The organism is Miniimonas sp. S16, from assembly GCF_057748195.1.
In genome coordinates, this window is the sequence record NZ_CM173242.1 from 1760609 (window position 1) to 1773271 (window position 12663).

Annotated in this window: 12 protein-coding genes and 1 pseudogene; 7 read left to right on the forward strand and 6 right to left on the reverse strand. The window is 72.2% G+C overall.

The window, feature by feature from the left end; all coding sequences use genetic code 11:
* Positions 1–85: 85 nt before the first annotated feature.
* Together AC3AQ1_RS07655 and AC3AQ1_RS07660 are read right to left on the reverse strand one after the other, a co-directional pair.
* On the reverse strand, positions 86–175 hold the full coding sequence (locus AC3AQ1_RS07655) for a nitroreductase/quinone reductase family protein (RefSeq protein WP_304595774.1): 90 nt from the start codon (positions 173–175) through the stop codon (positions 86–88).
* 88 nt (positions 176–263) lie between these two features.
* Positions 264–479 (reverse strand): annotated as a pseudogene (locus AC3AQ1_RS07660) (nitroreductase/quinone reductase family protein); the annotation flags it as partial.
* Positions 480–646: 167 nt separating this feature from the next.
* Between AC3AQ1_RS07660 and AC3AQ1_RS07665 the strand changes: the two are divergent.
* The 5 genes from AC3AQ1_RS07665 to AC3AQ1_RS07685 all read left to right on the forward strand — a co-directional run bounded on the left by AC3AQ1_RS07665 (position 647) and on the right by AC3AQ1_RS07685 (position 5346).
* Complete coding sequence (locus AC3AQ1_RS07665) at positions 647–997, forward strand: DUF485 domain-containing protein (protein WP_234417884.1); 351 nt, start codon at positions 647–649, stop codon at positions 995–997.
* A complete protein-coding gene (locus tag AC3AQ1_RS07670; RefSeq protein ID WP_108718498.1) occupies positions 994–2592 on the forward strand; it encodes a solute symporter family protein in 1599 nt (532 codons plus the stop codon). The genes AC3AQ1_RS07665 and AC3AQ1_RS07670 overlap by 4 nt, the downstream gene beginning before the upstream one ends.
* Positions 2593–2970: 378 nt before the next feature.
* Entirely contained in the window at positions 2971–3990 is a 1020-nt protein-coding gene (locus AC3AQ1_RS07675) for a zinc-binding dehydrogenase (protein ID WP_108718499.1), read from the forward strand.
* Positions 3987–4772, forward strand: coding sequence for an LLM class flavin-dependent oxidoreductase (locus tag AC3AQ1_RS07680; RefSeq protein ID WP_108718500.1), 786 nt, complete (start codon positions 3987–3989; stop codon positions 4770–4772). The genes AC3AQ1_RS07675 and AC3AQ1_RS07680 overlap by 4 nt, the downstream gene beginning before the upstream one ends.
* A 148-nt stretch (positions 4773–4920) precedes the next feature.
* Positions 4921–5346 (forward strand): hypothetical protein, encoded by a 426-nt coding sequence (locus AC3AQ1_RS07685; protein ID WP_199916558.1) that lies wholly within the window; start codon positions 4921–4923, stop codon positions 5344–5346.
* Between the two features lie 243 nt (positions 5347–5589).
* On the opposite strand, the gene AC3AQ1_RS07690 is transcribed toward AC3AQ1_RS07685, so the two are convergent.
* Positions 5590–6936, reverse strand: a complete 1347-nt coding sequence (locus AC3AQ1_RS07690; RefSeq protein ID WP_370445337.1) for an AGE family epimerase/isomerase — start codon at positions 6934–6936, stop codon at positions 5590–5592.
* A 66-nt stretch (positions 6937–7002) separates the two neighbouring features.
* Here AC3AQ1_RS07690 and AC3AQ1_RS07695 point away from each other — a divergent pair, with 66 nt between their 5' ends.
* On the forward strand, positions 7003–7590 hold the full coding sequence (locus tag AC3AQ1_RS07695) for a bacterial proteasome activator family protein (protein WP_108718502.1): 588 nt from the start codon (positions 7003–7005) through the stop codon (positions 7588–7590).
* Positions 7591–7970: 380 nt separating this feature from the next.
* Here the strand turns inward: AC3AQ1_RS07695 and AC3AQ1_RS07700 are convergent, their stop codons facing one another.
* The 3 genes from AC3AQ1_RS07700 to AC3AQ1_RS07710 form a co-directional block, all read right to left on the reverse strand.
* Positions 7971–8873, reverse strand: a complete 903-nt coding sequence (locus AC3AQ1_RS07700; RefSeq protein WP_108718503.1) for an HAD family hydrolase — start codon at positions 8871–8873, stop codon at positions 7971–7973.
* Positions 8873–10141 (reverse strand): serine--tRNA ligase, encoded by a 1269-nt coding sequence (gene serS / locus AC3AQ1_RS07705; protein WP_108718504.1) that lies wholly within the window; start codon positions 10139–10141, stop codon positions 8873–8875. The genes AC3AQ1_RS07700 and serS overlap by 1 nt, the downstream gene beginning before the upstream one ends.
* Positions 10142–10368: 227 nt before the next feature.
* Positions 10369–11316: a hypothetical protein gene (locus AC3AQ1_RS07710; protein ID WP_159096436.1), complete on the reverse strand. Its 948-nt coding sequence runs from the start codon at positions 11314–11316 to the stop codon at positions 10369–10371.
* A 199-nt stretch (positions 11317–11515) separates the two neighbouring features.
* Here AC3AQ1_RS07710 and AC3AQ1_RS07715 point away from each other — a divergent pair, with 199 nt between their 5' ends.
* Entirely contained in the window at positions 11516–12646 is a 1131-nt protein-coding gene (locus AC3AQ1_RS07715) for a diacylglycerol/lipid kinase family protein (RefSeq protein ID WP_108718505.1), read from the forward strand.
* Positions 12647–12663: the final 17 nt, after the last annotated feature.

Genomic DNA, 12663 nt, shown 5'->3' on the forward strand with positions numbered 1-12663 from the left:
ACGCGTCGCGCACGGGCCCGGGCACGTGCCCAGACGCGTTGGCCGCGCAGCGTCGGACAGAACGGACCGCCGCCCGTCAACCAGATCAGCCCTCGGGCTCGGTCATCTCCTCGAGCACGAACAGCGGGATGAGCCGGTCGGTCTTCATCTGGTAGCTCGCGTAGTCCGGCCACACCGCGACGGCGCGGTCCCACCAGGTCGCACGCTCGTCGCCCGACTACCTCGCGCGCGAGGTAGTCAGTCTTGACCGGGCCGTCCTGCAGCTCCACGTGCGGGTTCGCCGCCAGGTTCCAGTACCACTGCGGGTGGTCGGGTGCGCCGCCCTTGGACGCCACGACGACGTAGTCGCCCTCGTGCTCGACGCGCATCAGCGCCGTCTTGCGCAGGTTTCCCGACTTCGCGCCGACCGTCGTGAGAACGACGATCGGCACCTCGCCTCCCCGGGGGCGCTCGCCGTCGCGCGCCCCACCCGGGCCCACCGCCCGACCTGGCCGACACCCGAGTCGGGCGCGCCCTACCAGGGCGGGCTCGCCGTCGGGCGCCGAACGGACGAGAACTTTCGGAGATGTTCTCGACCGAAGTCTCTATCGCGGCGCTCGGAGCGGCTGACAGACTTCGCGAAACCGATGACGGGCAAGGAGGCCTCGTGACAGGGATCGACTACATCGCCGTCCAGGAGTCGGCCGAGTTCCAGGCGCTGCGCAGCAAGCACCGGCGCTTCGTGTTCCCGGTGACAGCGGCCGCGTTCGGATGGTTCATCCTCTACGTGCTGCTCGCGTCGTACGCGCGGGACTTCATGGCGACCCAGGTCTTCGGGCACGTCAACATCGGCCTGCTGCTGGGGCTGTCGCAGTTCGTCACGACGTTCGGCATCACCGCCTGGTACGTCCACTACGCGAACAAGGAGCTCGACCCGCGCGCCGAGCACCTGCGCGCCGAGCTGGAAGCCATGGAGGGCGGCGGGACGGCGGCCGACGCCGTGGGAGGTGTGCGATGAACGACGAGCTCGCCGCGCAGAACAACCCCGTGCTCAACATCGTCATCTTCCTGCTCTTCGTGGCGGTGACGATGGTGATCGTGTTCCGGGCCAGCCGGAACAACTCCTCCGCCGCGGACTACTACGCGGGCGGGCGCTCGTTCTCCGGACCGCAGAACGGCACCGCGATCGCGGGCGACTACCTGTCCGCGGCGAGCTTCCTCGGCATCTGCGGCGCCATCGCGGTCAACGGCTACGACGGCTTCCTGTACTCGCTCGGCTTCCTCGTCGCGTGGATCGTGGCGCTGCTGCTCGTGGCCGAGCTCATGCGCAACACCGCGAAGTTCACGATGGCCGACGTGCTCAGCTTCCGGCTGCGCCAGCGACCCGTCCGGATGGCGGCCGCGCTGTCCACGCTCGCCGTCTCGTTCTTCTACCTGCTGGCTCAGATGGCCGGCGCGGGCGGCCTGGTGTCGCTGCTGCTCGGCGTCGACGCCAAGCTCGGGCAGTCCATCGTGATCGCGGTGGTCGGCGCGCTCATGATCGTCTACGTCCTCATCGGCGGGATGAAGGGCACCACCTGGGTGCAGATCATCAAGGCGATCCTGCTCATCATCGGCGCGTTCATCATGACCGTGTGGGTGCTGGGCAAGTTCGGGTTCGACTTCTCCGCGATGCTCGAGGCGGGCGTGGAGTCCGCGGGCGGTGACATCAGCATCCTCGCGCCCGGCAAGCAGTACGGCGCGAACCCGGTCGACTTCATCTCGCTCGGCCTCGCGCTCGTGCTCGGCACCGCCGGCCTGCCGCACATCCTCATGCGCTTCTACACCGTCCCGACGGCGAAGGAGGCGCGCAAGTCCGTCGTCTGGGCGATCGCGCTCATCGGGATCTTTTACCTGTTCACGCTCGTGCTCGGGTTCGGGGCGCTCGCGCTCGTCGGACCGGAGACGATCCTTGCCTCGCCGGGCGGCGTGAACTCGGCGGCGCCGCTGCTCGCGCTCCAGCTCGGCGGGTCGCTGCTCATGGGCATCATCTCGGCGGTCGCGTTCGCGACGATCCTCGCGGTGGTCGCCGGCCTCACGATCACCGCGGCCGCGTCGTTCGCGCACGACATCTACGGTTCGGTCATCAAGAAGGGCAAGGCCGACCCGGCCGCCGAGGTGCGCGTGGGGCGGTACACGGTGATCGGGATCGGAGCCGTCGCGATCCTCGGCGGCATCGGGGCGCAGGGGCAGAACGTGGCGTTCCTCGTGGCGCTCGCGTTCGCCGTCGCGGCGTCGGCGAACCTGCCGACGACGATCCTGTACTCGCTGTTCTGGAAGGGGTTCACCACGCGCGGCGCGGTGGGCGGCATGTACACCGGGCTGATCAGCGCGCTCGTGCTCATCTTCTTCTCGCCCGTGTTCTCCGGAAAGGAGACGTCGGTGTTCGGCGCCGGCGTGGACTTCCACTGGTTCCCGCTGAACAACCCGGGCATCGTCTCGATCCCGCTCGGGTTCCTCGCCGGATGGCTGTTCTCGGTGCTCGACAAGCGGTCGGAGGACCCCGAGCTCGCCGCCGAGATGGAGGTGCGCTCGCTCACCGGGCACGGGGCCGAGAAGGCGGTCGCGCACTAAGGCGGCTTCAAGGACGCGACGGCCCGCCAGCGTGCGCCGGGGTGCTCGAGGATCGCTCTCGGGCACCCCGGCGCCTGCCCGAGGATCGCTATCGGGCACCCCGGCGCATGCTCGCGGCCAGCCGCTCCCACCGCGCGGTCCGTGCTCCTCGGGGGCCGGCGCGCACGTGCGGACGACTCGTGCACATCTGCGGACGGGTTGACCCGACGGTCGGCGTGTCGCGGCAGACACGCCGTCGGTCCTCACCCCGTGCCGCCAGCCGTCCGCAGCTGTGCGCGGGCGTCCGCAGCTGTGCGCGGGCGTCCGCAGCTGTGCGCGAGCGGTGCTCGCCGAAGTGCTCGCCGGGCCCGGCGGCCCGAGCGGGTTAGCGTGAGCGGCATGGACCTCCTCGAGATCCGCGACGGCGCCCTGCACCCCACCACCGCCGAGACCCCGACCCCCGGCCCCGGCGAGGTCCTGCTCGAGGTCGCCGCGGCCGGCGTCAACCGCGCCGACCTGATGCAGGTCGCCGGCCACTACCCGCCCCCGCCCGGAGCACCCCGCCATCCCGGGCTCGAGGTCGCGGGCCGGGTGCTCGCCGTCGGGGACGGCGTGACCGACGTGCGCGACGGCGACCGCGTCGCCGCCCTCCTCGCCGGCGGCGGCTACGCGAGCCACGTGATCGCGCCGGCCGCGCAGCTCCTGCCGACCCCCGACGCGCTCACCGATCCCGAGGCCGCGAGCCTGCCCGAGGCGCTCGCGACGGTCTGGTCCAACCTCGTCGGCGTCGGCGACCGGCCGGTCGGCGGCCTGCGCGCGGGCGAGAGCGTGCTCGTCGTCGGCGGCTCGGGCGGCATCGGCGTCACCGCGGTCCAGGTCGCCCGCGTGCTCGACGCGCGCGTGCTCGCCACGGCCGGCGGCCCGCAGAAGGCGCGTGTGGTGACCGACCTGGGCGCCGACGTCGTGCTCGACCACCACGCCCTCGACCCGGCCGCCCTCACCGACGCGGTCCTGGCCGCGACCGACGGGCGCGGGGTCGACGTCGTGCTCGACGTCCTCGGCGGCGGCGCGCTCACGGAGAACGTGCGCCGCCTCGCACCCGGCGGCCGCCTCGTGGTGATCGGCACGCAGCAGGGCCGCCGCGGCGAGCTCGACCTGCTCACCCTCATGCAGCGCCGCGCGAGCGTGCACGGCACCACCCTGCGCGCGCGTCCCGCCGCCGAGAAGGCCACGATCGTGCACGACGTCGTCACGCATCTCGGTCCGCACGTCGCCTCGGGCCGCATCCGGCCCGTGCTGCACGCCGTCCTTGCCCTCGCGGACGCGCCGCGCGCCCACGCGATGCTGCGCGACGGCGAGGCGGTCGGCAAGGTCGTGCTCGTCCCGGGCGCACCGAGCGGCTGGACCGCGGCGCGATGACGCTCGCGCGCGACCTCGTCCTGTCCCCCTTTGGCGGCGACGCCCGCGCGATCCTCGACGCCGCGGTCCGCGCCGAGGACGACGGATACGACGGCGTGTGGACCTTCGACCACGTCAGCTCGCTCGCGGCGCTGCGCGACCCGGGCGCGGGCGCGTCGCGCGACCCGTTCGCGATGCTGGGCGCGATCGCCGCGCGCACCGAGCGGGTCCGGCTCGGCGTCCTCGTCGCCAACGTGCACAACCGCCACCCCGCGCAGCTCGCGCTCGCCGTCGACACGCTGTCCTCGCTCGCGCCGGGCCGCGTCGTGTGCGGGATCGGCGCAGGCGCCGGGCCGGGCTCGCCGTTCGCGCGCGAGGACGCGGCGCTGGGCCGGGTGCCGGAGCCCGCGGCGGCGCGGCGCGCGCTGCTCGCCGAGCACGTCGCGGCGCTGCGGGCGATCTGGGCCGGGCGGGACGCCACGGGCTCGGTCGCGACGCACGGGCTGACCGGCGTCGTCACCCGACCGGCGCCGCCGATCGTGGTGGGCGCAGGCGCGACGGCGACCCTCGCCCTCGCCGCCGACCTCGCCGACGGCGTCAACATCGTGAGCGGCCTCGGGCCGCGGCTCGCAGAGCAGGTCGCACTGGTCCGCGCGCGGGTGTCGGAGCGCGAGCACCCGCCCGGGGCGAGGCGAGCCCCGTTCGAGGTGAGCGTGTTCGTGTCCGATCGCTCGCCGTCGGACGTCGGCGAGGACGACGTGCCCGGCGGCGTGGACAGGGTCACGGTGCTCCTACGCCCGTGACGTGGCTCGGCCCCCCGTGACGCCGCGTCACCTCGCGCGTACTCCTCGTTACTGCGCGATGCTGCGGTTTTTGCTGCGACCACAGTGTCGAGTTCCCGCTATCCTGTGAAGGTTTTGTGAAGGCAGGACCTACGTCCCGTGCCTTAGGGTGGCCGGACGGCAACGATTCACATGTCGGGCCCGGCGCACTCGGGCCACCTCACAAGGAGAACCGAGCGTTACCGGTGGCTTCGGCGGCGAGCCCACCACGCCGTTCGTCGGGTTCTTCAAGCTGTTCATCAACCCGTTCGGCGACTTCCTGTTCATGTTCGGCCTCTTCGGCATCGGGATCGCGATGATCCTCGGTGCCGGAGTGCGCATCGCGGCCGTCTCGGGCACCCTGCTCATGATCTTCATGTACATGGCGGAGTGGCCGTTCTTCGTCCAGCGCAACACCAACCCGTTCGTCGACTCCCACTGGCACGAGGCGCTCCTGCTCCTCATCGCCGCCGTGACCCTCGCAGGTGACACCTGGGGCCTGGGCAAGTGGTGGGGCGGCCTCGACGTCGTCAAGAAGAACAAGTGGCTGCGCTGATCTCCTGAGCGCGCCGCCGGTCGGTGCGGGTACCACCCGCTCCGACCGGCACGGACCACGAAGGGCCCCGGGGTGATCCCCCGGGGCCCTTCGCCGTGTCTGCGTGCTGCGTCTCGCCGGGCCGGGGCGACGCGCGGGCCCGGCCACGCCGCGCGTCGGCCTAGCCGTGCCGCGCCGGCGGGCCGATGCTTCCCGGCACCGGCACCGGCACCGGCACCGGCACCGGCACCGGCGCTCCCCCGCTCAGCTGTCGAGCAGCCCCGCCTTCACGGCGCTCGCGAGGGCCGGCCACAGCGGCAGGCGCGGGATGAGCGACGCCTGGATCGCGTGGTAGATGTCCGGCTTGCCCGGCCAGACGGTGTCGGCGGGCGCGTTGTGCACGTCGAGCTCGTGCACCCACGAGCCGCTGCCGTCCAGCAGGTAGGTCTGCGCGTAGTCCCACCAGGTCTGGTACGCCTCGGTGTAGGAGGCCTCACCCGTCGCCCGCCACAGCGCGGCGGCCGCCCCGATGGCCTCGGTGACGACCCAGTGCATCCGCTCGCGCACGACCGGGACCCCGTCGAAGTCGACCGTGTAGACGAAGCCGTCCTCGCCGTCGACCGCCCAGCCCTCGCGCACCCCCGCCTCGAAGAGCGCGACGGCGGGCTCGAGCAGCCAGGCGACGTCACCCTCGGGCGCGCCGTGGGCGAGCTCCGCGGCGCGCGCGTGCAGCGCGAGGCGCGCCCACTCGAACCAGTGCCCGACGGTCGCGCCGTACGGGCGGAACGGGTGGGCGCGGTCGTCGGTGTTGTAGTCGGGCAGCGGCTCCCAGTCGGTGGAGAAGTGCTCCGGGATGCGCCAGGAGTAGTCGGCCGCGTAGCCGAGGACCCGGCGCAGGATGCGCAGCGCGCGCTCGCGCCAGACGTGCTCGCCGGTGGCGTCGGCGACCGCGAGGTAGGCCTCGACCGTGTGCATGTTGGCGTTGACGCCGCGGTAGGACTCGCACTCGGTCCACGCGGCGTCCCAGGACTCCACCGCCATGCCCTCGTCCTCGTTCCAGAACCGGGTGGTGTGCACCTCCTGCGCCTGCGCGAGCAGCTCGGCGGCGCCGGGCCGGCCGGCCAGCAGCGCCGACGAGGTGGCGAGGAGCACGAAGGCGTGCGCGTAGGCCTCCTTGATGCTCGCCGTCGGGCCGTCGGCGGTGACCCTGGAGTACCAGCCACCGTTCTCGACGTCGGCGAAGGTCTGCTGCAGCGCACCGAGGCCGTGGTCCACCAGGACCGCGCAGCCGGGCCGGCCGAGGAGCACGCCGAGGCTGTAGGAGTGGATCATCCGGCACGTGATCCAGAGCTCGGCCTCGCCGTCGGGGTCGCTGTCGCGGACCTCGCCGTCACCGTCGAGGTAGCCGAAGCCGGCGTCGATCGCGCTGCCCGAGGCGAAGGCGATGAGGTCGTCGGTGTGCTGCTCGAGCCAGCGCGCGTGCGCGGGGCTGCCGAGCCAGGTCAGGGGGGCGTCGATCGCGGCGCGCGTGGCCGCTGCGGTCCCGTCGGAGGTGGCGGGCGTAGGAAGCGCGGCTTGCGTGGCGGGGGAAACGGCGTCGTCGAGGCTCACGGCGTCCATCCTGGCACTGCGGGGCTGGCCGGGGGCGGCGTCGCACCGGTGGGACATGATGGGGCGATGACGCAGGAGCCGACCACCCCGTCGCACGAGCCCGACGACGCTGATCGCCCGGCCGCCGCCCCCGAGCCCACCGCGACCGAGCCCACCCCGCACGAGACCGAGACGCTGCCCGGCCCCGCTGAGGGTGACGGCGAGCGCCGCGGCGTGCTCGATCAGGTCGAGGAGCCCGCGAAGGTCATGCGCCTGGGCACGATGATCAAGCAGCTGCTCGACGAGGTCCGCTCCGCGCCGCTGGACGAGGCGGCGCGCGACCGACTCGTGGCGGTGCACGAGGCGTCGGTCAAGGAGCTCGAGTCCGGACTGTCGGAGGACCTCGTGGCCGAGCTGCACCGCGTCACGCTGCCGTTCTCCCCCGACGACACCCCCACCGACGCCGAGCTGCGCATCGCGCACGCGCAGCTCGTCGGGTGGCTCGAAGGGCTGTTCCACGGGATCCAGACGGCGCTCGTGGCGCAGCAGGTCCAGGCGCAGCAGCAGGCCGGCGCGCCGCGCCAGCTGCCACCGGGCGTGCGGATCATCCCCGCGGGTGCGGTGGCGTCGGACGACGGCGAGGGCCGCCACCCCGCACCCGGCCAGTACCTCTAGCTCGGCCAAGCGCCACGACCATGCCCCGGCCGATGGTCAGCGCTGTGGCTGGGCCGCGGTGCCGGCGCCGCCGCAGCATGGCCGAGAATCGGCTTGATTCCGCCGTTTCTCGGCGCCTCGTCGGGCGCCGCGGCCAGGGTCCCGCGCGCTGCACAGCCACAGCGCTGTGGCTCTGTACCAGCCGCGACCCGCGATGGGCGCTGCGCCGTGTGCGCAAACACTGGCGGAACCACGCGGTTGATCGTCCGGTTCGGAGGCTCGCGCCGCCGAGACGGGAGCCACAGCACTGACGAGCGCAGTACCCGACGTGGCTGAGTCGGTGCGGTGCCTGCTGGACCACGCACCACTCACCACGCAGCACGCACCACGAACGCGCAGCACTACGGCAGCAGCGCCTGCAGCACGTCGACGAGCCCGTCCTCCTCGACGTGCCCGGTCACGGCGTCGGCCACCTCGATCGTCCCGGCGTCGGCGCTGCCCATCGCTACCCCGAGGCTCGCCCAGGTGAGCATCTCGCGGTCGTTCTGGCCGTCGCCGGCCGCGACGGTCCGCGACTCCTCGACCCCGAGCCGCTCCCGGATCCCCTCGAGCGCGGACGCCTTCGAGATCCCCTCGGGGGTGAGGTCGAGCCAGGCCGTCCAGCCGACGGCGTACGCCACGCCGTGCAGTCCCGACCGCTCGACGAGGTCGTGGAAGAGGTGCGACTCCTTCCCCGGCGCGCGCAGCGTCACGCGCGCGACGGGCTCGGCGAGCAGCTCCTCGACGTCCACGACCTGGGTGGGCGCGAGCAGCTCGCCCGCCGGGAAGGGCGCCGTGACGCGGAACCCGACGCCGACGTCTTCGACCGCCACGAGCACGCCCGGCTCCTCGGCGAGCAGCGCGCGGACGGCCGGTCCGGCGTCGAACGTCACGACCTGCACCACCTCGAACCCGCCGGGCAGGTCGGGGTCGAGCCGGATCGTCACCGCGCCGTTGGAGCAGACCGCCCAGCCCCGGGTGAGTCCGAGCCAGTGCGCCACGGGCACGACGGCGGGGATGCTGCGCCCGGTCGCGAGCACCACGTGCGTGCCCGCCTCGGCGTGCGCCGCGACGGCCTCGTGGACGCGCGGGCTGAGCGAGCCGTCGTGGCCGAGCACCGTGCCGTCGATGTCGAGGCAGACCAGCAGGTCCGGGCCCGCCACGAGGTCACGCGCGCGCCCGGACGCCTCGGCGCGCGCGAACCAGCGGGAGAACGACGGCGTGGCGAGCCATCCGCCGTCGTGCGCCTTGAGCCCCGCGCCCATCAGGCGCGCAGCTCCTCGAGGCCGCCCAGGTAGCCCCGCAGGCCCTCGGGGACGGCGACCGACCCGTCCGGGCGCTGGTGGTTCTCGAGGATCGCGACGATCCAGCGCGTCGTGGCGAGCGTGCCGTTGAGCGTGGCGACCGGGCGGGTCGAGCCGTCCTCGAGCCGCTCGCGCACGCCGAGGCGGCGCGCCTGGAACGTGGTGCAGTTCGACGTCGACGTCATCTCGCGGTAGCGGCCCTGCGAGGGGATCCACGCCTCGCAGTCGAACTTGCGGGCTGCGGAGGAGCCGAGGTCGCCGGCCGCGGTGTCGATGACGCGGTAGGGCAGGCCGGCGAGCGTGAGCATCTCCTCCTGCCAGCCGAGCAGGCGCTGGTGCTCGACGGCGGCGTCCTCCTGGCGCACGTAGGAGAACATCTCGACCTTGTCGAACTGGTGCACGCGCACGATGCCGCGGTTGTCCTTGCCTGCGGCACCCGCTTCGCGGCGGTAGCACGAGGACCAGCCCGCGTAGCGCAGCGGGCCGCTCGACAGGTCGAGGATCTCCCCCGCGTGGTAGCCCGCGAGCGCCACCTCGCTGGTGCCGACGAGGTAGAGGTCGTCGGCCGGGAGGTAGTAGATCTCGTCCGCGTGGGCGCCGAGGAAGCCGGTGCCCGCCATGATCTCGGGCTTCACGAGGGTGGGTGTGAGCATCGGGGTGAAGCCGCGCGCGATCGCCATGTCCATCGCGGCGTTGAGCAGCGCGAGCTCCAGCCGCGCGCCGAACCCCACGAGGTAGTCGAACCGCGCGCCCGACACCTTGGCGCCGCGCGCCATGTCGATCGCGCCGAGCCCCTCGCCGATCTCGAGGTGGTCCTTGGGCTCGAAGCCCTCGGCGGCGAAGTCCCGGATCGTGCCCTCGTGGCGGAGCACGACGTAGTCGTCCTCGCCACCGACGGGTACACCCGGCAGCACGATGTTGGGGAGCTGGGCGAGGAGGGCGTCGAGCTCCTCGCGGGCCTCGTCGGCGGCCTGCTCGGCATCCTTCACCTGCTCCGACAGGCGCTTGGCCCGCGCGAGGACGTCGTGCCGCTCCTCGGGGGCGGCCTTGCCGACCGAGCGGGAGACCTGCTTCTGCTCGGCGCGCAGCGACTCGAAGGAGGTGAGCATCGCGCGCTGCCGCTCGTCCGCCGCGAGCACGCGGTCCACCAGGGTCTCGTCCGCGCCGCGGGCCCGCTGGCTCGCCCGGCCGACCTCGGGATCCTCGCGCAGCGCCTTGATGTCGATCACCCTCCGAGGGTATCCGGGCATCGGCGCCACCCGGCCACACGTCCCACGAGCGATCGGATTACCTGCGCTGCGCCTTCGCCCTCCTGCCACTCCAGGCCATGAGGATCACGGTGACGGCGCCTGCCGCGAAGCACGCCAGCCCGAGGCGCCATCCTCCCGTCGCGCCGATGACGAGGCTGAGCATCACCGTGACAGCCCAGGCTGCTCGAAGGTTGGGGCGGCGCATGTCAGACCGTCTTCAGGCAGGCGAGGGACGGCCCTGGCCACATCTGGGCCGGGAATCCGTCGGGGAACCCAACCTGCAACCATGGGGCTGACGTGGGACAGAGCCCTCCGCGGTCACTCAAGCACAGGCCGATACCAGCCGCAGCAGCTGATGCCGCCGCACATCCGGGACCGACGGTCTGTCCACAGAGATACGCTGCGGCAGCCACCGATCCCGTCGTCCCGAAGTATCGCTGCTCCGTTCGCGTCAGTGACCAATAAATCCTCTTGCCAAGCGTCAACTTGGGGTCAGCAATCACTGGGTACGTCGTGCCGGGGTCGGTGATAATAACCTGAGTCAGCAGGTTACCCTCGACCAGATAGTACGTCTGCACCGGCGTTCCACTCGCGTCGAACGCCCAAGGGGCATCGATCTCACCATACTTCACGACCGAACCGCTTTGAGTCCGTTCTGTGATGCCCGCTCCTCCATCGCCCCGCAACACTAGATCGACGAAGTCAGAGAACTCGTACGAATAGCGGCTGGGTGCTCCCTCATTCTCACTAATGCTCTGCAGCCTCACGTCCCCTGCGGTGAGCACCTGCAGGGCGGTGCTGGACGTCTCTCCCGAATAGACCACTGTGCCATCACTCGCAACGACCGGCGCATCCTGGTTCGCCTGGTTTGGCAGAGATGCATCGAGAGTGCCGACGGTGGAACTCCTCAACTCGACGCTTCCGACGCCATCTTTCGGTGCCGTCACGACGACATCGTCGGAAACCGCAACGAGGCTACCTGCCTCTGGCGACGGTGGCACAAGCGCTCCCACCTCGGGCGCTACCTCGGCAATCTGGGCAGCCACGGAATCCCCTACACCGGCCAAGTCGTCTGCATTTGCTCCTGCGGCGGAGCCGCCGACAATAAGCATCAGTACTGAGAGGGTTGCCGGCAGGGACTTCTGCAATCTCATGATGACGACATTCTGGGGCACGACGGCTGGTTTGCCATCCGTGAGGTCAACCTAGCACCGGCGCACGAGAAGCGGCGGCGTTCGGTGCGACGGAACGAAGACGGGTTCGGGCAGCCTTGTGGTGCGACCACGATCTGACTGCGGCGCACGAGGCACTCCCGGGACTCCTCAACGAAGCGGACACCGATAGCGTGGGAGCGTGGTCCATGCGGCGCTCGTCCTCGGCATCATCGCCGTCGTGCTCGCCTCCGTGGCGCTGTGGATCGCCGCCGTGACCTACCGCGAGCACCGGACGACGGCGACGCTCCCCCCGATGCGCGCACCTCGCCGGGTCCCGGTGCCGCGCGCCACGACCGACGACGACGGCACGCCCCGTCCCGTCGGGCCCGCGGCCTTCGTCATCAACCCGATCAAGGTGTCCGACGTCGAGGCGCTCGAGACCGCGGCCCGCACCATCTCACGCGAGCTGGGCCTGCCCGACCCGCTGATCTTCCACACCACCGTGGCCGACCCGGGCGTCGGTCAGGCGAAGGACGCGCTCGCGGCAGGGGCGAGCGTCGTCGTGGCCGCCGGTGGCGATGGCACCGTGCGGTCGGTGGCCACCGCGCTGGCCGGCGGCGAGGTGCCCATGGCGCTTATCCCGTCCGGCACCGGCAACCTCCTCGCGCGAAACCTGGACCTGCCGGTGGACGGGCACTCCCCGCTCGTGCGCACCGCCCTGTCCGGCCGTGAGGTGGAGATGGACCTCGGCTGGCTCACCGCCATCCCAGCCGAGGGCGACGCCGGCGACCAGGGCTACCCCGAGCACCTCTTCCTCGTCATGGCAGGCGCCGGGTTCGACGCGCAGATGGTGGCCGGCGCCGACGACGCGCTCAAGCGCCGGATCGGCTGGGTCGCCTACTTCTTCGCGGGCGTCCGGCACCTGCACGCGCGCCGCACCCGCCTCGCACTCCAGGTGGGCAACGGCGCGTGGCAGGCGCTGCGCGTGCGCACCCTGCTCTTCGCGAACTGCGGCCGCCTCCCGGCCGGCATCGTGCTGCTGCCCGACGCCGACCTCGACGACGGCTACCTCGACGTCGCCGCGATCGACACCCGCGGCGGGCTCATCGGCTGGGCGTCGCTGCTGTGGCGCGTGCTGCTGCAGGGCATCGGGGTGCGGCACACCGTGCTCTACAACCCCAGCAGCATCGAGTTCTTCCGCGGCCGGTCGATCTCCGTGCAGCTGGACAAGCCCGGGCCGGTGCAGGTCGACGGCGACCTCGTGGGCGAGGCCGTCGAGGTGCACGTGCGGGTGCAGGCGGGCGGCCTGCGGGTGCGCGTGCGCCGCTGACGCCCTCCCCGTCCTTC

Bases quoted from the DNA above. Each gene is read 5' to 3' on its own strand.
- AC3AQ1_RS07670 (WP_108718498.1), top strand. From the start codon at position 994: ATGAACGACGAGCTCGCCGCGCAGAACAACCCCGTGCTCAACATCGTC.
- AC3AQ1_RS07675 (WP_108718499.1), top strand. From the start codon at position 2,971: ATGGACCTCCTCGAGATCCGCGACGGCGCCCTGCACCCCACCACCGCC.
- AC3AQ1_RS07680 (WP_108718500.1), top strand. From the start codon at position 3,987: ATGACGCTCGCGCGCGACCTCGTCCTGTCCCCCTTTGGCGGCGACGCC.
- AC3AQ1_RS07695 (WP_108718502.1), top strand. From the start codon at position 7,003: ATGACGCAGGAGCCGACCACCCCGTCGCACGAGCCCGACGACGCTGAT.
- AC3AQ1_RS07700 (WP_108718503.1), bottom strand. From the start codon at position 8,873: ATGGGCGCGGGGCTCAAGGCGCACGACGGCGGATGGCTCGCCACGCCG.
- AC3AQ1_RS07710 (WP_159096436.1), bottom strand. From the start codon at position 11,316: ATGAGATTGCAGAAGTCCCTGCCGGCAACCCTCTCAGTACTGATGCTT.